This is a genomic window from Arthrobacter jinronghuae (genome assembly GCF_025244825.1).
Classification (GTDB): Bacteria; Actinomycetota; Actinomycetes; order Actinomycetales; family Micrococcaceae; genus Arthrobacter_B; species Arthrobacter_B jinronghuae.
The window spans coordinates 3,514,961-3,540,902 of record NZ_CP104263.1 but is presented as its reverse complement, the minus strand read 5'-3'; the positions used below and the strand labels follow the sequence as shown (position 1 = coordinate 3,540,902).

At 65.5% G+C, this 25,942-nt stretch carries 27 protein-coding genes; 17 read left to right on the top strand and 10 right to left on the bottom strand.

Annotated features, from left to right (window positions below; translation table 11 throughout):
- Nucleotides 1-3 precede the first annotated feature (3 nt).
- From N2K98_RS16715 to N2K98_RS16700, 4 genes are read left to right on the top strand one after another with little or no spacing between them, the layout of a single operon-like run.
- Nucleotides 4-477, top strand: a complete 474-nt coding sequence (locus tag N2K98_RS16715) for an RNA polymerase sigma factor (RefSeq protein ID WP_255796399.1) — start codon at nt 4-6, stop codon at nt 475-477.
- Complete coding sequence (locus N2K98_RS16710) at nt 464-1,123, top strand: methylated-DNA--[protein]-cysteine S-methyltransferase (RefSeq protein ID WP_255864549.1); 660 nt, start codon at nt 464-466, stop codon at nt 1,121-1,123. The genes N2K98_RS16715 and N2K98_RS16710 overlap by 14 nt, the downstream gene beginning before the upstream one ends.
- Nucleotides 1,120-1,803, top strand: coding sequence for an alpha-ketoglutarate-dependent dioxygenase AlkB family protein (locus N2K98_RS16705; RefSeq protein WP_255796401.1), 684 nt, complete (start codon nt 1,120-1,122; stop codon nt 1,801-1,803). The genes N2K98_RS16710 and N2K98_RS16705 overlap by 4 nt, the downstream gene beginning before the upstream one ends.
- Complete coding sequence (locus N2K98_RS16700) at nt 1,800-2,708, top strand: DNA-3-methyladenine glycosylase family protein (RefSeq protein WP_255864550.1); 909 nt, start codon at nt 1,800-1,802, stop codon at nt 2,706-2,708. Before N2K98_RS16705 ends, N2K98_RS16700 begins: the two co-directional genes overlap by 4 nt.
- 22 nt (nt 2,709-2,730) lie before the next feature.
- Here the strand turns inward: N2K98_RS16700 and N2K98_RS16695 are convergent, their stop codons facing one another.
- Nucleotides 2,731-3,111, bottom strand: a complete 381-nt coding sequence (locus N2K98_RS16695; RefSeq protein WP_255864552.1) for a DUF1304 domain-containing protein — start codon at nt 3,109-3,111, stop codon at nt 2,731-2,733.
- A gap of 158 nt (nt 3,112-3,269) precedes the next feature.
- On the opposite strand from N2K98_RS16695, the gene pstS reads away from it, so the two are divergent.
- From pstS to N2K98_RS16680, 3 genes are all read left to right on the top strand, one after another.
- On the top strand, nt 3,270-4,385 hold the full coding sequence (gene pstS / locus N2K98_RS16690; RefSeq protein ID WP_255796404.1) for a phosphate ABC transporter substrate-binding protein PstS: 1,116 nt from the start codon (nt 3,270-3,272) through the stop codon (nt 4,383-4,385).
- A 126-nt stretch (nt 4,386-4,511) separates the two neighbouring features.
- The gene (locus tag N2K98_RS16685) at nt 4,512-4,712 is read left to right on the top strand and encodes a hypothetical protein (RefSeq protein WP_255796405.1); all 201 of its coding nucleotides are present in this window, start codon (nt 4,512-4,514) and stop codon (nt 4,710-4,712) included.
- 77 nt (nt 4,713-4,789) lie between these two features.
- The gene (locus tag N2K98_RS16680; protein WP_255864553.1) at nt 4,790-6,268 is read left to right on the top strand and encodes a mannitol dehydrogenase family protein; all 1,479 of its coding nucleotides are present in this window, start codon (nt 4,790-4,792) and stop codon (nt 6,266-6,268) included.
- 19 nt (nt 6,269-6,287) lie between these two features.
- On the opposite strand, the gene N2K98_RS16675 is transcribed toward N2K98_RS16680, so the two are convergent.
- Nucleotides 6,288-7,019 carry a GAF and ANTAR domain-containing protein gene (locus N2K98_RS16675; RefSeq protein ID WP_255864554.1) on the bottom strand — a complete coding sequence of 244 codons (732 nt, stop codon included), beginning with the start codon at nt 7,017-7,019 and terminating at the stop codon, nt 6,288-6,290.
- A gap of 62 nt (nt 7,020-7,081) precedes the next feature.
- Nucleotides 7,082-8,032 carry a lantibiotic dehydratase C-terminal domain-containing protein gene (locus tag N2K98_RS16670; protein WP_255796408.1) on the bottom strand — a complete coding sequence of 317 codons (951 nt, stop codon included), beginning with the start codon at nt 8,030-8,032 and terminating at the stop codon, nt 7,082-7,084.
- Nucleotides 8,033-8,399: 367 nt separating this feature from the next.
- On the opposite strand from N2K98_RS16670, the gene N2K98_RS16665 reads away from it, so the two are divergent.
- From N2K98_RS16665 to N2K98_RS16650, 4 genes are all read left to right on the top strand, one after another.
- Nucleotides 8,400-9,947, top strand: a complete 1,548-nt coding sequence (locus N2K98_RS16665; protein ID WP_255864555.1) for an ATP-binding protein — start codon at nt 8,400-8,402, stop codon at nt 9,945-9,947.
- Nucleotides 9,948-9,999: 52 nt separating this feature from the next.
- Nucleotides 10,000-11,145, top strand: coding sequence for a zinc-dependent alcohol dehydrogenase (locus N2K98_RS16660; protein ID WP_255796410.1), 1,146 nt, complete (start codon nt 10,000-10,002; stop codon nt 11,143-11,145).
- Between the two features lie 16 nt (nt 11,146-11,161).
- Entirely contained in the window at nt 11,162-11,737 is a 576-nt protein-coding gene (locus N2K98_RS16655; RefSeq protein ID WP_255864556.1) for a hypothetical protein, read from the top strand.
- A 111-nt stretch (nt 11,738-11,848) separates the two neighbouring features.
- Entirely contained in the window at nt 11,849-12,442 is a 594-nt protein-coding gene (locus N2K98_RS16650; RefSeq protein ID WP_255864557.1) for a DnaJ family domain-containing protein, read from the top strand.
- A gap of 3 nt (nt 12,443-12,445) precedes the next feature.
- Here the strand turns inward: N2K98_RS16650 and N2K98_RS16645 are convergent, their stop codons facing one another.
- The 4 genes from N2K98_RS16645 to N2K98_RS16630 all read right to left on the bottom strand — a co-directional run bounded on the left by N2K98_RS16645 (nt 12,446) and on the right by N2K98_RS16630 (nt 17,030).
- Nucleotides 12,446-13,486: a hemolysin family protein gene (locus N2K98_RS16645; RefSeq protein WP_255864558.1), complete on the bottom strand. Its 1,041-nt coding sequence runs from the start codon at nt 13,484-13,486 to the stop codon at nt 12,446-12,448.
- Complete coding sequence (locus N2K98_RS16640; protein WP_255796414.1) at nt 13,479-14,840, bottom strand: hemolysin family protein; 1,362 nt, start codon at nt 14,838-14,840, stop codon at nt 13,479-13,481. The genes N2K98_RS16645 and N2K98_RS16640 overlap by 8 nt, the downstream gene beginning before the upstream one ends.
- A 542-nt stretch (nt 14,841-15,382) precedes the next feature.
- Nucleotides 15,383-15,895: a CarD family transcriptional regulator gene (locus tag N2K98_RS16635; protein WP_255796415.1), complete on the bottom strand. Its 513-nt coding sequence runs from the start codon at nt 15,893-15,895 to the stop codon at nt 15,383-15,385.
- Between the two features lie 295 nt (nt 15,896-16,190).
- Nucleotides 16,191-17,030 carry a formate/nitrite transporter family protein gene (locus N2K98_RS16630; protein WP_255864559.1) on the bottom strand — a complete coding sequence of 280 codons (840 nt, stop codon included), beginning with the start codon at nt 17,028-17,030 and terminating at the stop codon, nt 16,191-16,193.
- Nucleotides 17,031-17,272: 242 nt separating this feature from the next.
- Here N2K98_RS16630 and N2K98_RS16625 point away from each other — a divergent pair, with 242 nt between their 5' ends.
- Together N2K98_RS16625 and N2K98_RS16620 are read left to right on the top strand one after the other, a co-directional pair.
- On the top strand, nt 17,273-18,022 hold the full coding sequence (locus N2K98_RS16625) for a response regulator transcription factor (RefSeq protein ID WP_255864560.1): 750 nt from the start codon (nt 17,273-17,275) through the stop codon (nt 18,020-18,022).
- Nucleotides 18,019-19,563 (top strand): sensor histidine kinase, encoded by a 1,545-nt coding sequence (locus N2K98_RS16620; protein ID WP_255864561.1) that lies wholly within the window; start codon nt 18,019-18,021, stop codon nt 19,561-19,563. Before N2K98_RS16625 ends, N2K98_RS16620 begins: the two co-directional genes overlap by 4 nt.
- Nucleotides 19,564-19,580: 17 nt before the next feature.
- On the opposite strand, the gene N2K98_RS16615 is transcribed toward N2K98_RS16620, so the two are convergent.
- Nucleotides 19,581-20,108 carry a GNAT family N-acetyltransferase gene (locus N2K98_RS16615; protein ID WP_255864562.1) on the bottom strand — a complete coding sequence of 176 codons (528 nt, stop codon included), beginning with the start codon at nt 20,106-20,108 and terminating at the stop codon, nt 19,581-19,583.
- A 132-nt stretch (nt 20,109-20,240) separates the two neighbouring features.
- Between N2K98_RS16615 and N2K98_RS16610 the strand changes: the two genes are divergently transcribed.
- The 4 genes from N2K98_RS16610 to N2K98_RS16595 all read left to right on the top strand — a co-directional run bounded on the left by N2K98_RS16610 (nt 20,241) and on the right by N2K98_RS16595 (nt 24,064).
- A complete protein-coding gene (locus N2K98_RS16610; protein ID WP_255864563.1) occupies nt 20,241-21,521 on the top strand; it encodes a sensor histidine kinase in 1,281 nt (426 codons plus the stop codon).
- Complete coding sequence (locus N2K98_RS16605; RefSeq protein WP_255864564.1) at nt 21,514-22,203, top strand: response regulator; 690 nt, start codon at nt 21,514-21,516, stop codon at nt 22,201-22,203. The genes N2K98_RS16610 and N2K98_RS16605 overlap by 8 nt, the downstream gene beginning before the upstream one ends.
- Before the next feature lie 41 nt (nt 22,204-22,244).
- Nucleotides 22,245-23,060 (top strand): DUF1295 domain-containing protein, encoded by an 816-nt coding sequence (locus tag N2K98_RS16600; protein WP_255864565.1) that lies wholly within the window; start codon nt 22,245-22,247, stop codon nt 23,058-23,060.
- A gap of 374 nt (nt 23,061-23,434) precedes the next feature.
- Entirely contained in the window at nt 23,435-24,064 is a 630-nt protein-coding gene (locus N2K98_RS16595; protein ID WP_255796423.1) for a TetR/AcrR family transcriptional regulator, read from the top strand.
- An 18-nt stretch (nt 24,065-24,082) separates the two neighbouring features.
- Here N2K98_RS16595 and N2K98_RS16590 read toward each other — a convergent pair whose 3' ends face one another.
- A complete protein-coding gene (locus N2K98_RS16590; RefSeq protein ID WP_255864566.1) occupies nt 24,083-25,240 on the bottom strand; it encodes an alpha-hydroxy-acid oxidizing protein in 1,158 nt (385 codons plus the stop codon).
- A 57-nt stretch (nt 25,241-25,297) separates the two neighbouring features.
- The gene (locus N2K98_RS16585; RefSeq protein ID WP_255864567.1) at nt 25,298-25,939 is read right to left on the bottom strand and encodes a GNAT family N-acetyltransferase; all 642 of its coding nucleotides are present in this window, start codon (nt 25,937-25,939) and stop codon (nt 25,298-25,300) included.
- Between the last annotated feature and the right edge of the window lie 3 nt (nt 25,940-25,942).

Sequence of the window (25,942 nt, the reverse complement as noted above, 5' to 3'; positions counted from 1 at the left end):
GAAGTGAAACCCTTTGAGCAGATTGTCCGCGAACACGGTCCGGCCGTGCTGCGCGTCTGCCGTGCCGTCGTAGGGCCGGACCAGGCCGAAGACGCGTGGTCCGAAACGTTCCTCGCCGCCCTGGGCGCTTACCCGGACCTGCCGGAGGGTGCGAACGTCCAGGCCTGGTTGGTGACCATAGCCAAGCGGAAGGCCGTGGATCAGCACCGTTCCGCCGCCCGGAACCCGGTTCCGGTGGACGAAATCCCCGAACCTGTGAGGGCACCGCAGGCGGACACGGACGGACTGTGGTCGGCCCTGAAAACCCTGCCGGTCCGCCAGCGCGAGGCGCTGGCCTACCATCACCTCGCCGGGCTCCCTTATGCCGAAGTGGCGCGGCTGCTCGGCGGCAGCGAAGCCGCCTGCCGGCGGTCCGCGGCAGACGGCATCAAGAAACTACGCACCCTGTATGAGGAGGACCGCCATGGCATCCTTTGAGACGGACGGCGCCGGTCCCTACGACGCCGGTCCCACCGGCACCGGCCCCACCGACACCGGCCTCCTGGCCCCCGACCCCCGCGAGGACGCGGTCCTTGCCACCCTGCATTCCCGCCTGGCCGCAGGAGCCGAGTTCGCCGGACTGCTGGACGTTGCCTACACGGTCATCGACAGTCCCGTGGGCCGGCTCATCCTTGCAGCCACCGACGCCGGCCTGGTCCGGGTCGCGTTCGAATGTGAAGGGGTGGATACCGTGCTCCAGGACCTCAGCACCCGGATCAGCCCGCGGATCCTCGAGGCTCCGGAGCGCCTGGCCCGTCCCGCCGCCCAACTCGGCGAGTACTTCGACGGTACCCGGCGCAGCTTCGACCTGGACTTGGACCTCCGGCTCACCGCCGGGTACCGGCGGACCGTGGTCCAGACGCTGCAGAAGATCGGTTACGGGCACACCTCCACGTACGCGGGCATAGCCGCACTGACCGGAAACCCCGGTGCCGTCCGGGCCGTCGGCACCGCCTGCGGCCGCAATCCGCTGCCCCTGGTGATCCCCTGCCACCGGGTCCTGCGCTCCGACGGGACCACCGGCGGCTACCGGGGCGGTCCCGCCGCCAAGAAAATCCTCCTCGACCTGGAAGCCGCCGCATGAGCAACTCGCTTTTCCCCCGCGAACGATCCGAACCCGCCGTCGGCGCCGTCCACGTGCCGGGCTGGCTACCGCCGGAGAAACAGCAGCGCATTGTCCAGGCCTGCCGGCAGTGGGCCATCGGGCCGGTACCCATGCGCGCGGCCGTCCTCCCCGGCGGGCACACCATGTCCGTGCAGACCGTGTGCCTGGGCTGGCACTGGCAGCCCTACAAATACACGCGGACGGCCGACGACGTCGGGGGCGGCCGCGTCGCCGAGCTGCCGGACTGGCTGATCGAACTGGGCCGCGATGCCCTCCGCGAGGCCTACCGGCAGCCGGACGGAACGTATGCGCGGGAAGATTTCCGGCCGGAGAACTACACCCCGGATACGGCGCTGATCAACTACTACGCCGAGGGCGCCCACATGGGCATGCACCAGGACAAGGACGAGAAATCCAGCGCACCGGTGGTGTCCATCAGCATCGGGGACACCTGCGTTTTCCGGTTCGGCAACACCGAGACGCGGACCCGGCCCTACACCGACTTGGAGCTGGAATCAGGAGACCTGTTTGTCTTCGGCGGTCCCTCCCGGTTCGCCTACCACGGCGTTCCGCGGACGCTGGCAGGCACGGCGGACCCGGCATCCGGCCTGCCCGCGGGGCGGATCAACATCACGCTGCGCATGACCGGGCTGTCATGACCGGGCCTGCGGCTTTGGCAGGCAGGCAGCGGCACCCACTGCAGCACCGCGGTCCCTTCGCCTGGGAACCGCTCGCCAGGGCGCTGCAGGCGCACGCGGTACCGGGCCTGGAACGGGTCACCCGGACCGACGACGGCGCTACGGTAGAGCGGTTGCTGCGGGGAGCTTCGGCACCGGTCGCCGTGGCAGTGTCCCTGAGCGACGCCGGAGTGGTCCTCGACCTGCCCGCACTGCCCGCCGCGGAGGAAGCAGCCCTGATATCAACGGTCCGGACCTGGTTGGACCTGGACGCCGATCCGGGCGCAGTGGACCCGTTCCTCTCCCGCTTCGAGCTGCTGGAACCACTGGTGGACCGGCACCCCGGGCTGCGGGTGCCCGGCTCCACGGACGGTTTTGAAACCGGCGTCCAGACTGTCCTCGGGCAGCAGGTATCCCTCGCGGCCGCCAGGACCTTCGGCTCCCGGCTGGTCGCGGCGTTCGGGGAGCCCGGGCCGAACGGGTTGTTCGCTTTTCCGACGGTGGAGCGGCTGGCGGCGGTGCCGGCCGCCGAGATCCAATCCGCGGTCCGGATCACCCATGCCCGCGCCCGAACCCTGTCGGCGCTGGCCGACGCCGTGGCCGGTGGCCTGCCGCTGCGTCCGGGAGCGGAACCGGGAGCCGTGCGGGCCGGACTGTTGGCCCTGCCCGGGATCGGACCGTGGACGGCCGACTACCTGGCCGTGCGGGTGCTGGGGGACCGGGATGCCTACCCGGCCGATGACCTGGTGCTGAAACGGGCGCTCGGGGTGGGAAGCGGGCAGGAGGCTGCCGTGCTTTCGCAGCCGTGGCGCCCGTGGCGCTCCTACGCCCTGTTCCACCTCTGGACCCGGGCAGCCTACGCGGTGCCGGCCCCCGCTGCGCGGTAGCTTTCGTCCGGCGGGCGGCTAGTCAGGTCCCGAGCAGCGAAAAGGCGAGGGACAACGCCGCCGGACCGCCCTGGACCAGGGACAGCCTGCCCAACCTCCGGTCGCTGAGCACCAGGACCACCGCAGCGAGCAGCATGCAGGCGGTGGTGAAGGTCATCAGCGTCAGCCCGGCCACGGCGTTGCCGGCGACAAGCAAAACCACACCCAGTCCTGCTCCCACCGCCAGGAACAGGTTGTAGAACCCCAGGTTGTACGCCAGTTGTGCGGTGGCGGAGGCATTGGCTCCCCGCAGCTGAAAGATCGCCGCGGTTTCCGGCTCGGCCCAGCGCAGGGATTCGAGCATAAAGAAGTAGAACGCGACGGCGGCGGCTACTACGGCAAAAATCGCTGCGGCAATCAGCACGGGCACAATGCTGGCAGCAGGCCCCGGAACTCCTCAAGAGGGAAGTCGGTTTTCGGTTGGCAGGCGGGACCGATTGCCCGCTAGCCTTGAAAGGGCAGCTTTTAGGATCTGCCTCCCCGGCGTTGGACGCCGTAGCCGCTTCTTTGGAAGGACACCCTTTGCGCCCAATCCGCCCCGCCCGTTCCCTGGCCACGGTGGTGCTGGCAACGCTTGCCCTCACCGCCTGCGGATCCGATTATCCCCTCGGCGACGCCCAGCGCGAGGCAGCCGAGAACAGCACCTCCAACCTCAGCGGAGTGCTCTCCGGCGCCGGATCGAGCGCCCAGGGCCCTGCAATGGATTCCTGGATTGCCGGTTTCGGGACGCTGCATCCCAAGGTCCAGCTTCAGTACTCCCCGGACGGCTCCGGCGCCGGGCGCAGTGCACTGCTGGCCGGTGCGGTGAACTTCGCCGGCTCCGACGCCTATCTGCAGGAAGAGGAAATGGCAGACGCCAAGGCAGTCTGCGGGCCGGAGGGTGCACTGGACATTCCTGCCTACATTTCCCCGATTGCCGTGGCATTCAACCTCCCCGGGATCGAGTCGCTGAATCTGGACGCCGTCACCATTGCCCGGATGTTCCGCGGCGAGATTGAGTCCTGGAACGATCCGGCCATCGCCGCACTCAACCCGGGCGTCCAACTGCCTGAAACCCGGATCACTCCCGTCAGCCGGGCGGATGACTCGGGCACCACGGAGAACTTCACCGAATACCTGCACGAAGTTGCGCCCGATGCCTGGCCGGATGCACCGTCCGGAACCTGGCCGGGAGGGCTGCAGGGCGAGAACGCACAGGGAAGCTCCGGCGTCGTCAGCACCGTGACACGCACCGAGGGAGCCCTCACCTACGCCGACGACTCGGTGATCGACGATTCCATGGGCACCGCCAACCTGCTCGTCGGGACCGAATTCGTGCCGATCAGCGCGGAAGCGGCGAGCACCGCCGTCGAACAGTCCAAGCGCGTCCCCGGCCGCGGGGAACACGACATTGCGCTCCAGTTGGACCGGCGGACGACGGCGCCGGGGGCGTACCCGCTGGTGCTGGTTTCCTACCAGATCTACTGCAGTTCCTATGACGACGCCGACCTCGTCGAGCGTGTGCGGACCTTCGGCCAGTATGTGGTCAGCGAGGAGGGACAGCAGACATCCGCAGAGGCAGCGAAGAGCGCCCCGATCCCCGAATCCCTGGCCGAAGAGGCCCGCGAGGCGCTGGAATCCATCACCGTCCGCGACTAGTTCCACGGTCCTGCGGTGCTACCTGCCGGTAGCACCGCAGCTTCCCCTGCAGCTCTTTCGTTGTCCTCTTGCGCCCCCTTAGTGCCGGTGTCACCGTGGATTTACGCAACGCTGAAGGGGGCTGCTGTGGAACCTATCCGAATCGAACGCTGGTGGCCTTACCTGGACGGTTCGGCCAAGGACTGGTTGAGGCACAATCTCCGCCAGGACGGCCTGCCGCCCAAGGTCCAGGACCGGATTGCCGAGGCCGGCGGCCCCGTCATGGACCCGATCCTCGCCGAGCCCGACTGGGTCTTCATCGAAATGGACGCTCAGGCCGTCGAGTAAGTGCGAGGCACTCAGGCTTCTATGGGAGGGCCTGAGCCGATCTGCTAGATTGGCGCACCCCGGCCTAAGGTGGCGTTATGACCAAGCTCAGCGACGAGTCCCTTCCCCATCTTCCGCCGTCCATTGCCCGGTCCGGCTATGACCGCTCCCGTCTGCGCACCGGCATCGTGCATTTCGGTGTCGGAGGATTCCACCGGGCACACCAGGCTATGTACCTGGACCGGCTGATGAACGAAGGCAAAGCCCTGGACTGGGCCATCTGCGGCGTGGGTGTGCTCCCCTCCGATGCCGCGATGAAAACCGTGATGGACAGTCAGGACTGCCTGTACACGCTGGTCCTGAAGCACCCCGACGGTGCCTTGGAAGCCCGCGTAATCGGCTCGATTGCCGAGTACCTGTTCGCCCCCGAAAACCCCGAAGGGGTCATTGAAAAAATGGCAGCCCCGGCCACCCGCATCGTTTCCCTGACCATCACCGAGGGCGGGTACAACATCAGTGACACCACGGGGGAATTCGACGCCGGAAATGCCGGCGTCGCGGCGGATCTGCAACCGGGGGCGGTGCCGTCGAGCGTCTTCGGCCTCGTCATCGAGGCATTGCGGCGCCGGCGGGAACGGGGGCTGGAACCGTTCACCGTGATGTCCTGCGACAACGTTCCCGGCAACGGAGAGGTGGCCCGAAAGGCCTTCGGGGAGTTCGCGCGGCTGCGGGACCCGGAGCTGGGGAAGTGGGTGCAGGAGGCTGTTTCCTTCCCCTCCTCGATGGTGGACCGGATCACGCCGGCGACCACCGACGCCGACCGCACGCTGCTGGCCGATGAATTCGGAGTCGAGGATGCATGGCCGGTGGTGGCCGAGGACTTCGAGCAGTGGGCGCTGGAGGATGCGTTTCCGCAGGGCAGGCCGCCGTGGGAGGACGCCGGTGTGAACATGACGGCGGACGTTGAACCGTACGAACACATGAAACTGCGTCTGTTGAACTGTGGTCATCAGGCCCTGGCCTACCTGGGCTATCTCTCGGGCTACCGATACGTGCACGAGGCCGTGCGGGACCCTCAGATGGCGCAGTTCCTCCTGGACTACATGGACCGGGAAGCAACCCCCACCCTGCTCCCTGTCCCCGGCGTCGATCTGGGCGCCTACAAGCTGAGGCTGCTGCAGCGTTTCGGCAATGAACACGTCCGGGACACCCTCGCCCGCCTGTGCGCCGAAAGCTCGGACCGGATTCCGAAATGGCTGGTTCCGGTGGTCCGGGAGAATGTGGCCGCGGGCGGCGAAATCTCTCGTTCCGCCGCAATCATTGCCTCGTGGGCACGCTACGCCGAGGGCGTGGACGAGGCAGGCGAACCGATCCGGGTGGTGGATAACCGGCGTGATGAAGTGATGGCAGCGGCGGAGCGGAACCGGGAGGATCCGCTGGCTTTTATTTCGCAGCAGCACTTCTTCGCGGACCTGTCTTCCGATGCAAGGTTCGCGCAGGAGTACCTGTCCGCCCTCGGAACCCTGCACCGCAGCGGTGCCCGGGCAGCCGTCGCTGCGCTGGTGGACGAAGCCTGAAGCGTCCCGGAGGCACGCCCTAGTCGATGAAGTGGGTTTCCACATCCTGCGACGTTACGGACTTCACCACTTGCTCGGCGAGGCCGCGGAGTTTCACGTTCCGGTTGCTGGAGGCACCGCTCAGGATCTGGAAGGCCTCCTGCTGACCGCATTTGTTCTGAGCCATGATAATCCCGACTGCGAGGTCGATGGTGGTCCGGGCTTCCATGGCCGCGCGGAGGTGATCGGCTGTGCTCTTGTGCCGGGCGATCTGGACGGCCAATTGCAGGGTGACTGCCGCCTCAGCGGCGAACGTTTCGGCTGACCGGATGATGTGCGGTGTGAAGTGACCGGCGTCCCGGGCATACAGGTTGAGCCCGGCACCGCCGTCGTTACCGAGGAGAAGCGGGACGCCGAGGATGGAATGGAAACCGCGGTCCCGGATGGCGTCCGTGTACTCCGGCCACCGGGGGTCGGTGCGCACATCTTCCACCATGACTGTCCGCCCCGTCCGCGAGGCCCGCATGCACGGCCCGTCTCCGAAGCCGTACTGGACTTCATCCAGCGCCCGCGCCGCCTCGCTGCTGCTGGCCACGGTGGTGCCCTGCTTGTTCCGAAGCAGGGTCACCCCGGCCAGGACTTCGGCATCGCTGCTGAAAAGCTCAGCGGCACGCATGGCGAAGCCCTCAAGGAAGAACTCCACCGACTCGGTCTGCAGAATAAGCTGCTGCAATTCAGCTGCAACGGACTGCTGGTCCGCGGTTAGGCTCATACGTTGATTCTATCGCCGCCCGAGCCCGACCCCCGTCCGCGCAGCCGCTGCCCCGCCCACGCCTAGGTGGCCTCCGCCAACTCGGTTTCTTTTTCCCTGCTCCACGTCCTGGCATAGACCCCGATCAGTGCCTCCTGGCGAAGCGTGAATCCCAGCCGGTTCAACAGGCCGTGCGCCTGGTACACGGTGAGGTGCTGGGCACTGCGGCTGGCTCCGGCCTTGTCTGCCCGGTAGAGATAGGTGTCAATGGTCCGCAGCCAGCGCCGGCGCCAGTTCGTGACGGCGGGTTCTGAGGCTGTGGCCATCATCAGCCTGTGTACCGGCATCAACTGGGCCTGGGCCTGCGCACCCGTGGCCTTCTGCACTCCGGCAGCCCGCGGATCGGAGGCCGTGCAGCTGTGGAGATGGCTGTCCCAGTAGTACTCCCAGGAGACCCGACGGCGGTCCGGCCACGTGGACGCACGCGGTCCCTTCATCATGGCGTAGGCCGAATCGAAGAGAAGCAGGGATGCCAGCGCCGACCGGTTCTGCGCCTTCGCAAACCGTGCGGTTGCCCAGAGGCAGAGATCGGAGGAAAGCTCGAAGACCTCCTCCGCCAAGGCCAGCCCGTCAACACCGCCGTAGCGGGCCACGTCTGCTTCGACCGACGGCAGCAGCGGGTCCGTGCCGATTGTCCGGTCCAGCACCGGTTCGCTGAATTCATGCTCCACCGTGAGACTTCGCACCGGATCTCCGGACTGCTCCTGCAGTGCCCCCAGCAGGGACTGCAGCCGGTCCAGGGTTTCTGCGGGGGCAAGTACCCGAAGCCGGACCTGAGCATTGGACGGCTGCATGCGGCGGGTATAGAACCATCGCTTGGTTCCGCAAAGCCTCGCCTGCGCAACAAGGGGGGTCACAAGTTCACCGATGATCCGATCGGCCAGTTCAAAACCACCGGCATCAACAGTCAGGTTCCACCACGTGAGGTGGGGGGAGGGGCGGGAGGGAGTTCGGACTGCGGCTGGCTGAGTCATGGCCATCCTTTCGGTGCTGGTAGTGCTGGACCACCCCACCCGGAACACCCAGTTCAGCGTGTCCCGGGGATCGAAGTCTTTCCCAATCCAGCGGCCGTGTCCACCACCCGAGGTTCCTCGCTGCGAAGACGGACGGAACCCATCCCGAAGCGCTCGATTAGTAGTAATATCTCCTGCTTGCGCACGCACATCCGGGGGTACCCGCAGCCATGCGCAGGGGCCGGAAATGGGGAAATCCCGTCATATTACGAATCAAACAAGCATGCTGATAAATTGTTTGGCCGGGCACAAGCCTCAATCGAATACTCGACGAATGCGCGTCCCGGGAAATTGTCCCTGAGTAACTTGTTCTTCCAAAAGGTCCGGCATGCCCATGTTTTCCCGCCGTATTCCCCGCATCGGACGCCGACGAACGTCCATTCCGGACTGGCCGACCCTTTTCCATCGTTCCCCGTCCGGGTACGTTCTGGTTTCCGGGCAAGGCGTCATCCTGGAATCAAACTCCACCTTCGCGGCTTGGACCGGCAGGAACCGAAGTGCGCTGGCAGGCACCGTTTTTTCCGACCTGCTTTCACCCGAGGACCTGCTGGAATACCAACGCTGGAGCGCAGCACTCACTGCCGAACCAGCAACGTATCTCAGTGTCGACTTCAACGGATCCGGTAACAGCAGACTGCCGGCTCACATTTCTGCGGTCCGGACTGCCTACCGCGGCCGCACCGTGGACCTGCTCACGGTCTTCCCCATGCCCGGAAGGCGCAGGTATGAACGCGACCTGGTTGACGCGCTCCAGCAGGCAGAAGCAGCAGAAGCCGCACGCGGCGTTGCCGAGCGTGCGGCCAGGGAACGGGAATCACTGCTGAAGACCATCCTGGACACGGTGGACGTGGGCGTGCTCGTGGTGGATGACGAAGGCCGGGAGATCCTCGCGAACGCCCATATGGAGGCCAGCCGGGCCATATTGGGTGCCCAGGACCTGAGCGACTTCAAGTCCGGAGCGTGGTCTGTTTACGGCCCCGACCGAATCACACCGCTTCCGGACGAGCTGCTCCCCATCCGCCGTGCCGCTTCCGGAGAATCCTTTTCGCAGCAGATCATGTGGATCGGCGCCGGCGAGGGCAAGATGGCGGTCAGTGTCTGTTCGCGCCCGGTGGTCGACGGTGGGGACTTCAAATGTTCGGTCCTGGCGTTCAGCGACGTCACTCAGTTGGTTCGTGCGCTGGCGGCACAGGGTGAGTTTGTGGGCAATGTGTCCCACGAGCTGCGCACGCCCCTGACATCCATCCTCGGTTACCTGGATATGGCCCTGGAAGAAGAGCAGTTGCCCGGCGCCGTCGAATCGGCCCTGCAGGCAGCGGTGCGGAATTCCGAGCGGCTGCTGCAGCTGGTTTCCGACCTGCTGTCCGTGGCGTCCGACAACGGCGCAATGGAACTGCAGGAAGTGGATCTGGCTTCCACTGTCGCAGCCGCCGCCGACTCCTTCCGCCCCCACGCCCGGATCAACGGGGTGGAAATCGGCGTCGAGCTGTCGGCAGGGCTACGGGCCGTGGTGGACGAAGGCCGGATCCGGCAGGTGCTGGAGAACCTGGTGTCCAACGCCGTGAAGTACTCACCCGGCGGCGGAACGGTGCAGGTAGAGGCGAGGCGGCAGGATGAAACCGTGGTGATTGAGGTCGCCGACACCGGCATCGGGATGACGCAGGCGGAGCAGGAACAGGTTTTCAACAAGTTCTTCAGGTCCGGCCAGGTTCTCACCGCGGCCATCCCCGGGGCCGGGTTGGGCCTGGTGATCACCCGCAGGATTGTGGAAGAGCACGGGGGGAGCATTGACTTCAGCAGCGAGGCGGGGCGGGGGAGCGTTTTCACCGTGAAGCTTCCGGCGGCTGGACCGGGACCAGGGTTGCAAAGTTACTAAGTCTGCTTATTGTTAAGGGGCCAGATCCGGCTTCAGATGAGGAGACTGTCCAGTGCGAGCGATGGTGTACCGAGGGCCCTACAAGGTGAGGGTGGAAGAGAAGGACATGCCGCCGATCGAGCATCCCAACGATGCCATCGTGCGCGTCACCCGGGCGGCCATCTGCGGGTCCGACCTGCACCTCTACCACGGACTAATGCCCGACACCCGGATCGGGCATACCTTCGGCCATGAGTTCATCGGAGTGGTCGAGGAAGTCGGATCGTCCGTGCAGAACCTCAATGTGGGCGACCGCGTTATGGTCCCGGCCAACATTTACTGCGGGTCCTGTTTCTTCTGCGCGCGGGGGATGTATTCGAACTGCCACAACGTCAATCCCAATGCCACCGCCGTGGGCAGCCTCTACGGCTATTCGCACACCACCGGCGGCTACGACGGCGGCCAGGCGGAGTTCGTCCGGGTCCCGTTTGCCGACGTCGGACCCTCCATCATCCCCGACTGGATGGATGAAGAAGACGCCCTGATGTGCACCGATGCCCTGGCCACGGGCTACTTCGGCGCCCAGCTGGGGGACATTGTGGAGGGCGACACCGTGATTGTCTTCGGCGCCGGCCCGGTGGGGCTGTATGCCGCCAAGTCAGCCTGGCTGATGGGTGCCGGCCGGGTCATCGTCATTGACCACTTGGACTACCGGCTGGAAAAGGCGCGGACTTTCGCCCACGCCGAGACCTACAACTTCACCGAGTACGACGACATTGTGGTCCAGATGAAGAAAATCACCGACCATCTCGGTGCCGATGTCGCAATTGATGCGGTGGGGGCAGAGGCGGACGGTAATTTCCTGCAGCACGTGACCGCCACCAAGCTCAAACTGCAGGGCGGCTCACCCGTGGCGCTCAACTGGGCGATCGATTCGGTACGCAAGGCGGGCACCATTTCCGTGATGGGCGCGTACGGTCCGGTCTTCAGTGCCGTGAAGTTCGGTGACGCCATGAACAAGGGCCTGACCCTGAACATGAACCAGACTCCGATGAAGCGGCAGTGGCCGCGCCTGTTCGAGCACATCAAAGCCGGCTACCTCAAGCCCAGCGAGATCATCACGCACCGGATTCCGCTGGAACACATTGCCGAGGGCTATCACATGTTCTCCGCGAAGCTGGATAACTGCATCAAGCCCGTCATCATCCCCGGCTCCTGAAAGGAAGGACCCCGCAATGGCCTATACGCCTCAAAAGCCGGCCCTGACTCCCACCAGCGAGGAACTGCGCGCGCGGATCCCGGGCTGGGGTGTCGACCTTGATCCCCGGGACCGTCCTGCGGTGCCCAAGCTGCAGTTTGACCCGACCCTCAGCGGCGCACACTGGGAATTCCCGGAGCGCCAGGAGGAAAAGTATCCGCGGGAGCGGTCCATCGAGCACAAGTTCCTCACCCCCGTGTTCGGCACCTCCTGCCCGCCCAAGGGACTGTCCGGCGTGATGCGCCGGTACGCCTACCGCCGGTTCAGTGAAGCCCGGGCCGCGCACTGGCTGATCCTGCTCGCCGCGGACCGGGTGGACGCGGTGGAGAGCCATCTGGCGTCCTTCGCTACCCTGCACCCGGACAACCCGATCACGGAGACCGGCGTGCTGAGCGAGTTCACCCGCCACGGCTTCTCCTCCCGGGCGGGCCGGAAGCGGGCGGACGTGAACCACCAGTGGATCGACCCGATCCTCGTCGGCGGCCCGTGGCTGCTGGCAGGCGCGGGGGCGGCCACCGCCGTCGGCGCCGTCGTGCGCAGGCTGCGGAAGTAATCCGGGAACGGGCACGCTTTTGTCGCGTTTGCCGTTTCTCCTTAGTAGGAATACCGAAGAGGTCCGAACCGGTTGAAACACTAATCGGGACAGCTTAGGCGGCGGGAGATCATGGACGGCAGGGGTGTTGAGCAGTACCGGCGGAGGATGGAACGGGCCGCGCAGCTGCGGGCCGCGGCGGCCGGCGGAGACCTGGACCAGGAAGACCTGGAACAGGCCGCGGCGGAGGACAAGCTGCGGCACAATCGCCGGAAGGTGGACGACGCCGCGAAGGCCGATTACCTGGTCCGGGATGCCATGGCCCGGGGGGACTTCGACAACCTGAAGTACGCCGGAAAACCTATTCCGAACCTGGGTGACGGCCATGATCCGGACTGGTGGATCAAGGGGCTGATGCAGCGCGAGAACGTGACGGGATTGGGGCCCAGGGCCATCCTGCTCCGCACGGAAGACGCGGAACTGGACGCCCGGCTGGACACCCGATGGACCGAAAAGCAGGTTCGGGAGATCGTTCAGGATTTCAATGCGCGGGTCATCGATGCGCGCCGCCAGCTTGAAGGCGGTCCGCCCGTTATCACCCGCACCCGCGACGTCGAGCAGGAAGTGCAGCGCTGGCGGGAACGGAAGGCTGAGGAAGCCGAAAAAGAAGCCGCCGCCGCTCCGGAACCGGAGCAGCGGCGGCCTTGGTGGAAGCTCTTTCGCTAGGCGTTAAACGGTGGTGGCGTCGTGGACTTCGCCCACCAGTTCTTCGATGATGTCCTCGAGGAACAAGACGCCCGTGGTGTTGCCCTTGGCGTCAAAGACCCGGGCCACGTGGGCGCCGCTCCGGCGCATGGTGGCCAGGGCGTCCTCCAGCTCGCTGCCCCGGTAAGCGGACGCCAGCCGGCGGATCCGCTTGGCCGGTACCGGTGCGGCGAACTCATCCGGCGTGGTGAGGTCCATGACGTCCTTCAGGTGAAGGTAGCCGTCGGGGTCGCCGTCGTCGTTGGTGAGGATGTACCGCGAGTAACCGTGGACGTCCACGGCCTGCTGCAGGTCCGCGGGGGTGGCGGTCTCGTGCAGCAGCACCATCTGGCTGATCGGAACCTCGACGTCGGCCACGGTCTTCTCCGTGAACTCGAAAGCGGCCGTCAGGGTGCCGCTGCGGTCCGAGAGCACCCCGTCACGCGTGGACTGCTCCACAATGTTGGCCACCTCGTCCAAGGTGTAGGCGCTGGTGGCTTCGTCCTTGGGTTCAACCTTGAACAGGCGCAGGACGCCGTTCGCTATGCCGTTCAGCGTCCAGATGATCGGACGGACAATGCGGGATACCATCACCAGGGGCGGAGCCAGCAGCAGTGCAGCCCGGGTGGGCACGGAGAACGAGATGTTCTTCGGCACCATTTCACCCACCACCACGTGCAGGAACGTCACCAGCAGCAGCGCCACCACAAAAGCGATAATGCCGATGGCGTCTGCGGACAGCGGAGTCAGCCCCAGCGGAATCTCCAGCAGGTGGTGGATGGCCGGTTCCGAGACGTTCAGGATGACCAGGGAGCAGACAGTGATGCCAAGCTGGCTGGTCGCCAGCATCAGCGTGGCGTGCTCCATGGCCCACAAGGTGGTTTTTGCGGCCTTGCTGCCGGCTTCGGCCTTCGGCTCAATCTGCGACCGACGGGCCGAGATGACGGCGAATTCCGCGCCGACGAAGAACGCGTTGACCACCAGCAGCACTACGAGCCAGATGATTCCGGGCAGGTATTCACTCATGGGTCAGGTCCTTGGTCAGCGAGTCGACAATGCGGTCATGGGCGCTCACCGGGGTCTCCAGTGAGCCCGACGGGGTGAAGCGCAGGCGTTCTATATGGTTTCGGACCACCCGCTCCACGCGGAGCGTGCCACCCTCGATTTCCACTTCGTCGCCCAGTTCCGGCAACCGGTCCAGCACGTCCGTGACGAAGCCGGCGATGGTGTCATATTCCTCGCCGTCGGGAACCTCGACGCCGGTGCGGTCCAGGAGTTCGTCCGGCCGCAGCGCGGCGTCGAACGTGATGGCACGGCCCGTGCGGACGACGCCGACGCGCGCGCGGTCGTGTTCGTCCTCGAGTTCGCCGACGATTTCCTCCACGAGGTCTTCGAGGGTGACGATGCCGGCTGTACCGCCGTGCTCGTCGGAAACGATCGCGACCTGCAGGCCCTGGGCCCGCAGCAGTCCCAGCAGCGTGTCAACGCCCATGGACTCGGGTACATGCAGCGGTTCCACCATCAGTTCCGCGGCCGTGACGGAAGTCCGTGCGGCCAGCGGAACGGCGAAGGCCTGCTTGAGGTGCAGCACGCCCAGGACGTCGTCCGAATCGCGTCCGATCACGGGGAAGCGGGAATAGCCGGTTGCCGTGGCAACGGCGACCACTTGTTCCGCAGTGTCGGACTCGTGAACCGTCCGCATGCGGACCCGGGGGGTCATAACGTCCGCGGCGGAGTGCTCGGCAAAGCGCAGGGTCCGGTTCAGGAGCACGGCGTGGTCCAGGTCCAGGACGCCTTCCAGCGCCGAACGCCGGACCAGGGAACTGAGCTCTTCCGCGCTGCGGGCACCCGATAGTTCTTCCTTGGGTTCGATGCCGAAGGAGCGGATGATCGCATTGGCAGTGTTGTTGAACAACAGGATTACGGGCTTGAACACCGTGGTGAAGACGGTCTGGAAGGGCACCACCAGCTTGGCGGTCGCCAGGGGGAGGGCCAGGGCAAAGTTCTTCGGTACCAGTTCGCCGATGATCATCGAGAAGATGGTGGCGAGGAAAATGCCGGCGACGGCACCGATCCCCGGCACCAGTCCTTCCGGGAGGCCCAGCGCCGTGAGCGGGGAGCGCAGCAGCGAACTAATCGCAGGCTCAAAGGTGTACCCGGTCAGCAGGGTGGTCAGCGTGATACCCAGCTGGGCGCTGGAAAGATGCGTGGAGGTGATCTTCAGCGCGTTGATCGTGGGATTGAGGCGTTTCTCGCCCTTGTCGCGGCGTGACTCAAGGTCCCCACGGTCCAGATTGACGAGCGCAAATTCGGAGGCGACAAACAGTCCGGTGCCGACGGTGAGGAGCAAACCTACGCCGACCATGAGCCATTCATACATGGGTCTGCCCCTCTCTCGCGATAGCCGGTGCAGCCGGAGTGGGCACAGTCTGCAGGTCGGTTAGGACGGGGAGGGGCAAGGGTTTATGTGAGGGAGGGTCATCCATAGTCCAAGGAATATTACAGGATGGACCTGTTTGCTGTTCCAAGGTTTTATTCAGGTTGTGGTCAGAGACCATGCCAAACTGCCTACCAGCTACCCTGCCTGTAGTTGGGCTCATGGTTGGTGGAAGCCGCCACCCGGTGCTGGCGCACCAGACAGAACGGGTCATAGATCTCAATCCCCAGCCGGCCGGTGCCGGGCACGGGCTGGCAAAAGCAGGTGCAGGGAAAGTTCACGGGCGCCTTTCCGGGCCCTCGCATCAAGGCCCTCGAAGTTCTCTTGATCCGCAGCGGAAGGCCCCCGCGGGAAGCGGAAAACCGTCCTACTCTCCTTGATACAACGCCTGCCCGCCCTGATCCAAAACGAGCAGTTACCGCTGCCTTCCCGTGCGTCTGCAAGCCGGCCGTGGCGTGCAGACGCAGGGGAAGCGGCAGTCGGAGCTAGCTGGTCGCCAGCTCCGGTTCCGCAATCGTTTCCATCAGGACGGAATCCAGCAGGTCGCCGGCGTCCTCCGCCGACGAGGACCTGGCAAGGGCAAGTTCGGAGACGAGCAGCTGCCGGGCCTTCAGCAGCATCCGCTTCTCCCCGGTGGACAGCGGATGGGTCCGCTCGCGGCACCACAGATCGCGGACAACTTCTGCGATCAGGCGCAGTTCGCCGGTGGACATCTTGCCTTCGTTGGCCTTGAACCGGCGGGACCAGTTGTCCGGTTCCATCCCCACCGGTCCGCGCAGCACCGCAAAGACGGCCTCTACGCCGGCGTCATCAATGACGGAGCGCACGCCAACATCTTCGGCGTTGTCCGCCGGAAGCTTGATCGTCAATTCAGTGGCGTGGACGCGGAAGGTCAGGGTTTCCCGTTCCACCCCTTTGATGGTCATGGGGGAAATATCGGTAACGGTGACTGCGCCGTGGTGCGGGTACACCAGGGTCTGCCCGACGGTGAAATTCAAAATGACGTCCCTCTGTTCAAATGGTTCCGAGCATGCTTTTAGAAGCGGGCTCCCGAGACCGCTTGGACCTGTCCAGGCCGGTCACCAGTGAAGGGTGACGGCCGGGCGGGCGGGCAATAGAGAAGGAGTCAATTTCCAGGCGGGAGGTGCGGATCTTGCTGAAAAGGTTGACGGATTAGTCATTGACTGTCCGGCTCGCGGTCCCCACGCTGTCCCGTCAGCTTATCCTCCCTGCGCAAGTGCCTTCTTTTCGGGGCCGCCGCAGTGCTTGGGTTGCGCCGCACGGCGCACGTGCTCAGGCCTTCCTCCGGGAAGCATCGGCGTCACCGGGCGCCTCCCTGCGCCGCTGCGCCACCAGTTCCTTGGTACGCACCAGCCGCAGTGCCGTGACCAGCACCAGGCCGCCGAGCATATTGAACAGCAGGGTGTAGCCGAACCAGCCCAGCCATTCGAGGTAGGTGATTTCCGCTCCGGAGATGATGGCGCCGAAGATCAGCAGTGAGTCCAGGATTGAGTGGAAAAGCTGGAGCCCGGCGAGCAGGAAACCGCCGATGACAGTTGCCACGATTTTTGCCGGATCCGAGGTGGTTCCCTGCTGCATGCGGCTCATCAGGGTGATGGTGCTGCCGCCCAGGACCGCCAGTGCCACGGTCTGGAGCGAGAAGGGCGCCTCGGTAAAGTGCGACGCCGATGTTGCCACTGTGGGCGCCCACTGCGGAAAGGCCTGCATCACTATCCACATGAATATCCAACCGCCGGCCAGGTTGGCCAGCAGGGTTCCGCCCCAGAGCTTGGCCAGCAGTTTCATGCTGCCTTCCTTGGCAGCAACGGCGGCGACCGGCATGAGGAAGTTCTCGGTGAACAGTTCGCTGTGCGCCAGGAAGAGGTCGATCAGGCCAACGCTGAACGCGACGCCCGCCAGAAGGTGGTCTCCGGTTTCATGCATCACGGCGAGATAGGCCATGACGCCCAGGCCGACCTCCATGCCGCCGAACACGCCGGTCACCAGGATGGTCCGGAAGGTGCGGTGCAGTCGTTCTGCACCTTCCGTCACCGTGTTGTCGAAGGATTCCTTAAGTTCGTCCTCCACCGGTGCTGAGGACTCTCCGATTTCGCTGCGGCGTTCCTCGCTCATGGCGTCCTTCCGGTGCGGCTGGATTTTTCTGGATATTGCGGTGCTCTTAAACCATAAAGCGGCCGCGGTGCGTTCAATTCCCTGTCCCGTGGCCCGGTATCCCACTGGTCCCACAAGCCCGGCACAGGCGCGGCACAGGCCCGGCACAGGGTCGAGACAGCAGGGAAAAAAATACCGGGACGCAAAGGGAACTTTGCGTTTACGCTGGACCCAGCCACGGCACCGAGCCAAAGGACGCATCCATGGCACACGTTTCGTCCCAATCGCCCACAGGCAATCTTCCGCGCCTCGCACGCCCCGACGGCAGTCCGATCCGGGCTCTGGTGGTGGATGACGAGACCAGCCTCGCGGAGCTCGTGAGCATGGGCCTGCGGATGCTGGGCTGGAACGTCGTTACTGCCGGTGACGGACTCGGTGCGGTCTCGGCCGCCCGCGAATTCCGGCCTGACGTCCTGGTGCTGGACGTAATGATGCCCGGGGTCGACGGGCTGGCGGCACTGCAGAAAATCAGGGCCTTCCTACCGCAGGTTCCCGCCTTGTTCCTTACCGCCAAGGATGCGGTGGAGGACCGTATCTCCGGGCTGGCCGCCGGCGGGGATGACTACGTAACCAAGCCGTTCAGCATGGAAGAACTGATGCTCCGCCTGCACCGGCTGGTGCAGCGTTCCGGGGCCGCGGCGTCGGGCTCGGACGAACTGGTGGTCGGCGACCTGGTGATGAACCTGGAAACCCGCGAGGTCAGTAGGGGCGGGGAAGATATTGTCCTCACGAACACCCAGTGGGAGCTGCTGCGGTACCTCATGGAGAACCCGCGGCGGGTGCTGAGTAAAGCGCAGATCCTGACGAACGTCTGGAACTACGATTTCGGCGGCCAGGCGAACATTGTCGAGCTGTACATTTCCTACCTGCGCAAGAAGATCGACATTGGACGCCCGCCCATGATCCACACGGTCCGGGGCGCCGGCTACGTGATTAAACCGGCAGCCCCATGATCCATTCGGATAACCGTCCGGCTGCCGGTCGGTCGCAGATACGCAGTCATCCGCTGCGCACCAAGCTCATACTCGCCACGCTGGCACTCCTGACAGTGACCTGTGCGGCGTTGGGCATTTTCAGCCACGTGGCCATGGACCGGTATCTCACCGGAGTGCTCGACGACGGCTTGGAACGTGCTGCGGCCCGGGCCGGGTTCCACCCCGGCCAGTCTTCGGGAGAGTATCAGTCACCCCAAAAGGAGCAGGCCCCGGGAGCCGCCGGTACGAACAACGGAGCCGGGGCGCGCGGGGACGGCAGCGACTACCAGCCCGGCCAACGCCCGGGCTCCCTGAATGCCTTCTTCGAGGACGGCGGTGTCCGCCGATCCGTGCTTGTGCTTGAGGACGGCACTGCCGTTTCCCTGAACGGAGCGGACCTGGACCTGCTGGCGGGAATGGATCCGGCCCGGGGCCCCCAGGACATGAACCTGTCCAGCGGGCATTACCGGCTGGATGCGTTCCCCGCCCCGCCCGGGGCGGGCGACCAAATGCTGGTCACAGGACTATCAACGGCGCAGCGGGAGAGCACCCTGGCCTCGCTCGATCTGACCATGGTTGTCCTGTCCCTGGCCGGCCTGCTTGTCACCGGATTTGCAGGCACGGTGATCATCCGCCGCTCGCTGCGCCCGCTGGACGAACTGGCCGCCGTCGCGACCTCTGTTTCCAAGCTGCCGCTGGCCTCCGGCGAAGTGGAAATTCCCGTCCGTGTGCCTCCCGCCGCGGCCCGCCCCGGGTCCGAAGTCGGAACGGTGGGGCTGGCCCTGAACGGCATGATCGATCACGTCACCAACGCCCTGCGCGCCCGGCATGCCAGCGAAACGAAGGTGCGGCGGTTCGTTGCCGACGCCAGCCACGAGCTGCGCACGCCGCTTACCTCTATCCGCGGGTACACGGAGCTGGTCCTGCTCAGCGAACATGTCAGCCCACCGGGCCGTGCCGCGTTGGAACGGGTGGACAGCGAGTCCAAGCGCATGTCCGCGCTGGTTGAGGACCTGCTGCTGCTGGCGAGGCTGGACGAGGGCCAACGGGGCGAGTGGGCCGACGTCGACCTCACTGAACTGATCGTGGAGGCAGTCAGCGATGCGCAGGTCTCCGCCCCGGAGTACCAGTGGACGCTGATGCTGCCCGATGAACCGGTAGTGGTGTCCGCCGTCGAGTCCGAGCTGCGGCAGGTGCTGATTAATCTGCTGTCCAATGCCCATAAGCACACTCCTCGGGGGACCCGCGTAGAGATCGGATTGCAGGCGGGAGCAACCTGGGCCACCTTGACGGTGACGGATGACGGTCAGGGGATTGATCCGGACTTCATCGATTCACTGTTCTCCCGGTTCAGCAAGGCCGATTCTGCCCGGACGGGGAATACGAGCAACACGGGCCTCGGCTTGGCCATTGTCTATGCCCTCGTTGAGGCCAACGGGGGGACCATCGAGGCCGAGAGCAAACCCGGCCGCACCAGCTTCACCGTGCTGCTGCCGCTGGCTGGTGCGGTAGCGGGCTGATCCAACTCCCGCAGTCTTTAGGCCGGGTCGATCCAGTACCGGCGGGTGCCGTCCCGGCTGTCCTCATAAACGCCGCCGTTTTTCTCGATAACGGCGCGTGAACCGGTGTTGTCTTCGGTGCAGGTGACCAGCACCCGTGCAATGCCCAACTCACGGGCAACCGGCAGGGCGGCCTGAAGCGCGCGTGTGGCATGCCCCCGCCGGCGTGCGGAGGGCCGGACGCTGTAACCAATGTGGCCGCCCTGCTCGAACAGGAAATCGTTCAAGGTGTGCCGGATAGCAAGCGAACCGAGAAACTCCTCGCCCTCCACGAGCCAGAGATAGGTGCAGGGCACAAAACCGTCCTGCCGCGGTGTGTCCGGGAGACGCTCCTTAACCAGCCCGTCGACGAATCCAGGAAAGTCCCCGGCAATTTCCGTGTGAATGCGCTCTTTCGAGGTGTCCCCGTAGACGCCGGAACCGTCCATCCGTTCGCCGTTGAATTCTTCGGCCGCGGCCAGCCAGCTGTTCCGGAAACGGACGTCGGGGGTAATCAGGGTCGTCATGGGGGAATTGTACGGCCGTTTAATTTGGTGGGTTTATCGGAAATCAACCAAATGGGCAGGATTACCAGCCCCTGGGATGAAAGACTGCCGTTTCATCCGAAAGTCGGTTGGGGGCGGGATAGCTTCGGGGCCATGACTCAATTCCTGAATTACACGCGTACCTGGGGCGCCCCGGCGGCAGCTGCAGTATTTCTGGTGCTCTGGATTATCGGCGAGGCAGGCCGGATGGGTGGAGACTTTCTAAGCTGGTCCGGTCTGTTCCCGCTGCTGGCCTTCACCTTGGCCATAGGGCTTGCCTCACGGTTTGCCTACGCTGCAATGCTCATTCCCGCTGCCGTCCTTGGTGCGCAGCTGCTCCGCGCGGTACCGCCATTGGAGCCCAACACCTGGCCCATTTACCTGGGCTCCGCCGTCGTTCTCTTTTTCGCCGCGTTCTCGGGAAGCAAGTGGCAGCAGGTGGCTGGAATTGCCACCGCGCCTTTCCTCGCCGCCACCATGTCCTACCTCATGCTGAACAGAAGCTACTCGGGAGGAGTCGGTTGGCTGCCGGTTTACGGTGTCTCGTGGCACACCATGCGGGATTTCTGGATACTGTATTCCTCCTTCCTGCTGGTCATCCTGACCGTTGGGTGGCTGGCCGGCTACGCCCTTCGGGGCTGGGAGGAGCGCCGCACCCTGTCGGCGGAACGGACGGCGGCCGTGGACACACTGAAGGCCACCGAAGTGGATCTGATCGTGGAACAGGAGCGCACCCGGATTTCCCGCGACCTGCACGATGTCCTGGCCCACTCGCTGGCGGTGATCGCCGCCCAGGCGGACGGCTCCCGGTATCTGGGCAAGGATCAGCCGCAGCCCGTGCTTGACGCGCTGGAGAACATCGCTTCGTCTGCCCGCCGCGCCCTGACGGATGCCCAGCGCGTGATCGAGGGGGTGGGCGACGGCGGGTCCGCTCTCCCGCAGCCGAGGCTGGCGGATATCGAGGAACTACTGGAACAGCAGGGCAGCAGCCTGCTCGTGGAGCGCACCGAATCCGGAACCCCGGTGGAACTTCCGGAGGGCCAGCAGATGGCCGTCTTCCGGATTGTCCAGGAGTCCTTGACCAATGCCCTGCGCCACGGCGGGACAGGCACCCGGGTAACCGTGCATCTGGATTGGAGCGGTCCCGGACTTTCGCTGCAGATAGCCTCCTATCCGGATCAGCCCGGAAAGCCGGGCACCGGAGCAACCACGTCGGCTGGCACGGGCCGCGGCATCCCCGGCATGCGGGAGCGGGCTCACCTTGCCGGGGGATGGCTTACGGCCGGTCCGGACGGGGACAGCTTCCGGGTAACCGCGTTCCTTCCCTACGGCCTGGCCCTGAGTGCTCCGGGCGCGGAGATTTATGCCGCGGAGCTGGTTGGCGCAGATGAGTGAGGCTGCGGCCGGCGCCGCACCAATCACCGTGGCGTTGGTGGATGACCAGCCGCTGTTCCGGACCGGCATCCAGATGCTGATCCGCTCGCAGCAGGATCTGGCCTACTGCGGCAGCGCCGGCAACGGGATGGAAGCCGTGGAACTGGCGGAAGCCGTGTGCCCGGACATCATGCTGATGGACCTGCGCATGCCCGTGGTGGACGGCATCACAGCAACGCGTCGCATCATGGCAGCAGCGGACGAGGCCGGACGGGAACGGCCGAAGGTGATTGCCCTGACCACCTTCAACCGGGACCAGGCCGTGGTGGAAGCCGTCCGCGCCGGCGCCAGCGGCTACCTGCTCAAGAGCGCCGAACCGGAATTCCTGCTTTCCGCCATCCGGACCGTCTATGCGGGCTATTCCGTGGTGGCCCCCGGGTCAGCCCATGACCTCTTTGCGCATCTCACCCGCAGCGCGGATCCGGCGGAACCGGACACGGCGGCCATCGCCGAGCTGACCGCACGGGAAAAGGATGTGTTCCTGCTCGTGGCCAAGGGGCTCAGCAATGCGGACATTGCGGGCAGCGTGTTCCTTTCAGAGGCCACGGTCAAGACGCATATCCGCCGTATCCAGGACCGGTTGGGTCTGGCTACGCGGATTTCGATGGTGGCCTTCGCGTATGAGCACCGGCTGCTGGGCTAAGAGGACTCCCGCTGACAGGAAACCGACCGTATCCTCCGAGGATGGACCCGGTTCGCGTTTGTTTCGAGATATTCACTGCTGCCTGCGCCGGAACCTGGGTGCTCTCACTGCTCACCCGGGAATATTCCTGGACGGACCGCATCTGGTCCATAGTTCCGCTGGCCTATCTGTGGGTTTTTGCCGTTGCGTCCGACGGCGACCACAGGGTGACGCTGATGGCGGTCCTGGTTACGCTGTGGGGCGTCCGGCTGACGTTCAATTTTGCCCGCAAGGGCGGGTACGCCCCGGGCGGGGAGGACTACCGGTGGGGGATCCTGCGCCGACGGCTGAAGCCGTGGCAGTTCCAGGCCTTCAACCTGCTGTTCATCAGCGTCTACCAGAACGTCGTCGTCTGGATGATGACCCTGCCGGTGCTGACCGTCTATCAACACCCCGGAGCGCTTACGGGCTGGGACTGGCTGCTGGCGGTCCTGTTTCTGGCCGCATTGGCTTCAGAGACCCTGGCGGACCAGCAGCAGTGGAACTTCCAGCAGTGGAAAAAGGCCCTGCGGACCGCCGGTCGGATTCCGCCGGCCGACTTTCTCCGGACGGGGTTGTTCCGATACTCGCGCCATCCGAACTTCTTCTTTGAACAGCTCCAATGGTGGCTCTTCTACGGTTTCGCCGTCACCGCATCGGGGGAGTGGCTGCATTGGACGCTGGCGGGCCCGGTCCTCCTGACTCTGCTTTTCGCCGGGTCCACCGCCTTCACCGAGAGCATTTCCCTGGCACGCTACCCGGACTACGCAGGGTACCGGCGGCGAACCTCCGCCATCATCCCGCTTCCCCCGCGGCTGGGTTCGAAGCACGCCCGTTAGGCGGGGAGGTAAGGCGGAATGTTGAGCGGGCCGCCGGGCCTGGTCCGGGCACAGCGTCCCACTGGGTGGGGCATCTGTTGCCTCCTGTTGTCCCAGTTTTCACAGGAGCACCAGGTGGTGGGACCCTGTGCGGCGGAGCGGGCCGCCGGGCCCGGTCCGCGCCGACGGATGTCTGCTCAGTCACATTCGACGGTTTCGAGGCTGGGAAGTTCTTCTACAGGTGTTGAATAGGGCAGGATAGAAACGAACCGGTGCTGTTCCTGGCGAACCACTGGGCCGGTTATATCTAAAAGCTTGCGGCGTCCCCCAGCGCCGCGGCATGGAAGGGCTTCGCTTCGGCGGGGCCCTTCCGTGTATCTGAGAAGATAAGTCCCATGCCCGGACTGCACAGCCCAAAGCCGCAACGGTACTCACCGTCGGATGAGCCGCGGATTACGCGCACCCGGGATGCGCTCGAGGCGGGACTGTGGGAGCTGCTTCGGGACCACGAGCTCGCGGAGATCAGCGTGGCTGCACTCTGCCGGCAGGCCGGGGTGCACCGCACCACCTTCTACGGACACCACCGGAACATTTTCGACTTCGCCGGTTCGGTATACGCCGGCGTCGTGGACCGGCTTGGCACAGTTGAACTGGACCAACGCGGCACCGGCCGGACAATCGCGGAGATCGGGGACCTGTACGTCGAGTCCATCCGGCAGATCGTGCAGCACACCAAGGCCGAACAGCGGGTCTACCGGGCACTTTTCCACACCGAGACTTTTCTCGGGATCCTCGCTGACCAGCTAAACGTGCGGATTCTTCTGGCACTGCATGTCTGGCGGGCGCACAACGTGCCGCCGCCGGCCCTGGACCTGGACGCGACCGCGGCCTTCCTGGGCGGCGCCTATGCCTCCTGGTTCGAACAGTGGGTGGTTAGCGACGACGACGACGTCGAAGCCCGGCTGGCCACGCTGCGTTACCTGCTCCCGTGCTGGTGGCCGCGGGACGGCTTCCCGGAGGCCTAGCCCTTCGCCGCGCAGATCCTAGAGCCGGTGCAGGGATCCGCGCAGCGAGGCCAGGTCCGGGTAGCCGTTGACCGCCATGGTCAGGTCCGCTTCGGCGAGCAGGCTGCGCATGACATGGGTGATTCCCGCCTGCCCGCCCGCCGCCAGACCGTAGACGTAGGGCCGGCCGATGCCCACCGCCGTCGCGCCCAGTGCCAGCGCCCGCAGAGCGTCCACACCGGACCGCACGCCCGAGTCGAAGAGCACGGGTGCGCCGTCGGCGGCTTCGACGACGCCGGGCAGGCAATCGATCGCCGGGATGCCGCCGTTGGCCTGCCGCCCGCCGTGGTTGGAGCAGTAGATCCCGTCCATCCCGCCGTCCAGCGCGCGCCGGGTGTCTTCGGGGGAGCAGATGCCTTTAAGGATGATCGGCAGCGACGTCATGGACCGGAACCACTCCAGGTCCTCCCACGTCATCGTGGGATTCCCGAACAGCGAGGCCCACAGCATGACGGCCGCGGCGGGATCCGGTGACCCCTGGTCTGCCAGGAGCTTCCGGAACCGGTCATCGGTCAGGTAATTGGCCAGGCACTGGCCCGAGAGCATCGGCAGGTACGCGGCACTGAGGTCCCGGGGCCGCCAGCCATTCACCCACGTATCCAGGGTAATGACGATGCCCGAGTACCCGGCAGCTTCGGCACGGTGCACCAGATTTTCCGCCAGCTCCCGGTCGGCTGGCGGGTAGAGCTGGAAGAACCCGGGTGTTTCACCGGCGGCTGCACGGACCTGTTCCAGCGGAGCTGAGGAGAGGGTGGAGGCAACCATTGGGATGCCCAGCTCCGCGGAAGCGGCAGCCGTCGCCAGGTCGCCGTCGTCGGCCACTGCACCCAGCACCCCCACTGGGGCGAAGAACAGGGGAGAAGGCAGCCGGTCGCCCAGCAGATCGATGCCCAGGCTGCGCTGGGCGGCTCCGACCAGCATGCGCGGCATGATGCCGAGCCGCTCAAAGGCAGCCACATTGACCCGTTGGGTGTGCTCGTTGCCGGCGCCGCCGGCCACGTAACCCAGAATCCGGGGATCCATCCTGCTTTCGGCCAATTCCTCCATGCCGGCGAAGCTCATCGGCAGATCCGGCAGGACCCCGCGTGCGCCGTTCATGTAGATGCCAAGCTGATAATCGCCGTAGTTCGTGCTCATGGAGACTCCGCCTTTTCTTTCCGGCCGCTTTGCCGTATTTCCGCTTTGTCCGGGATGCTACTCCAGCGGCGGCGGCGCATCGGGCAGACCCGCTGCGAACCGTTCCACCCGTTCCTCGAGTCGGGCGCGGACTGCAGGCCATTCGTCGGACAGGACCGAGTACACCGCGGTGTCCCGCCAGCTGCCGTCGGCGCGGCGTTTGTCCCGGCGTCGGACGCCCTCGAAAACTGCACCGATTCCGCTGATCGCGGCACGGGAACGGGTGTTGAGCGAGTCCGCCTGGATGCTGATTCGTCCGAAACCGGCTGCAAAAGCGGAGCCGAGCAGGAGCAGCTTCGTTTCCGCGTTGACCACAGTGCCCCAGACAGCGGGAGCATAGGCGGTCCACCCCAGCTGCGCCGACTCGCCGGGCAGGTCCAGGTCCGCAAGGCTGCTGGTTCCCACCACCGCCCCCGGCGTGTTGCCCTCGACCAGCCGCACCGCGAACGGCAGCTCGTCCCACGGGTAATAGGCACGGGCCCAGGCCGTGAACCCGTCCAGATCGGGGTGCAGCCCGGCCGGCCCGCCGCCGTATCCACCGGCGAAGACCTCCGGCACCGCAATGGCCCGGTGCAAGTCCGGGATCAGGTCCAAGGTGAGCGGCTCAAGCCGGACAAACCGGCCCGGAAGAACCGAGTGTCGGGGCCGCACGGCGCTCATGCG

Bases quoted from the DNA above. Each gene is read 5' to 3' on its own strand.
- N2K98_RS16705 (WP_255796401.1), top strand. From the start codon at position 1,120: ATGAGCAACTCGCTTTTCCCCCGCGAACGATCCGAACCCGCCGTCGGC.
- N2K98_RS16605 (WP_255864564.1), top strand. From the start codon at position 21,514: ATGAGTGAGGCTGCGGCCGGCGCCGCACCAATCACCGTGGCGTTGGTG.
- N2K98_RS16590 (WP_255864566.1), bottom strand. From the start codon at position 25,240: ATGAGCACGAACTACGGCGATTATCAGCTTGGCATCTACATGAACGGC.
- N2K98_RS16600 (WP_255864565.1), top strand. From the start codon at position 22,245: ATGGACCCGGTTCGCGTTTGTTTCGAGATATTCACTGCTGCCTGCGCC.
- N2K98_RS16655 (WP_255864556.1), top strand. From the start codon at position 11,162: ATGGCCTATACGCCTCAAAAGCCGGCCCTGACTCCCACCAGCGAGGAA.
- N2K98_RS16700 (WP_255864550.1), top strand. From the start codon at position 1,800: ATGACCGGGCCTGCGGCTTTGGCAGGCAGGCAGCGGCACCCACTGCAG.
- N2K98_RS16640 (WP_255796414.1), bottom strand. From the start codon at position 14,840: ATGTATGAATGGCTCATGGTCGGCGTAGGTTTGCTCCTCACCGTCGGC.
- N2K98_RS16615 (WP_255864562.1), bottom strand. From the start codon at position 20,108: ATGACGACCCTGATTACCCCCGACGTCCGTTTCCGGAACAGCTGGCTG.
- N2K98_RS16610 (WP_255864563.1), top strand. From the start codon at position 20,241: ATGACTCAATTCCTGAATTACACGCGTACCTGGGGCGCCCCGGCGGCA.
- N2K98_RS16710 (WP_255864549.1), top strand. From the start codon at position 464: ATGGCATCCTTTGAGACGGACGGCGCCGGTCCCTACGACGCCGGTCCC.
- N2K98_RS16675 (WP_255864554.1), bottom strand. From the start codon at position 7,019: ATGAGCCTAACCGCGGACCAGCAGTCCGTTGCAGCTGAATTGCAGCAG.
- N2K98_RS16625 (WP_255864560.1), top strand. From the start codon at position 17,273: ATGGCACACGTTTCGTCCCAATCGCCCACAGGCAATCTTCCGCGCCTC.
- N2K98_RS16645 (WP_255864558.1), bottom strand. From the start codon at position 13,486: ATGAGTGAATACCTGCCCGGAATCATCTGGCTCGTAGTGCTGCTGGTG.
- N2K98_RS16595 (WP_255796423.1), top strand. From the start codon at position 23,435: ATGCCCGGACTGCACAGCCCAAAGCCGCAACGGTACTCACCGTCGGAT.
- N2K98_RS16630 (WP_255864559.1), bottom strand. From the start codon at position 17,030: ATGAGCGAGGAACGCCGCAGCGAAATCGGAGAGTCCTCAGCACCGGTG.
- N2K98_RS16620 (WP_255864561.1), top strand. From the start codon at position 18,019: ATGATCCATTCGGATAACCGTCCGGCTGCCGGTCGGTCGCAGATACGC.
- N2K98_RS16670 (WP_255796408.1), bottom strand. From the start codon at position 8,032: ATGACTCAGCCAGCCGCAGTCCGAACTCCCTCCCGCCCCTCCCCCCAC.
- N2K98_RS16665 (WP_255864555.1), top strand. From the start codon at position 8,400: ATGCCCATGTTTTCCCGCCGTATTCCCCGCATCGGACGCCGACGAACG.
- N2K98_RS16680 (WP_255864553.1), top strand. From the start codon at position 4,790: ATGACCAAGCTCAGCGACGAGTCCCTTCCCCATCTTCCGCCGTCCATT.
- N2K98_RS16650 (WP_255864557.1), top strand. From the start codon at position 11,849: ATGGACGGCAGGGGTGTTGAGCAGTACCGGCGGAGGATGGAACGGGCC.
- N2K98_RS16585 (WP_255864567.1), bottom strand. From the start codon at position 25,939: ATGAGCGCCGTGCGGCCCCGACACTCGGTTCTTCCGGGCCGGTTTGTC.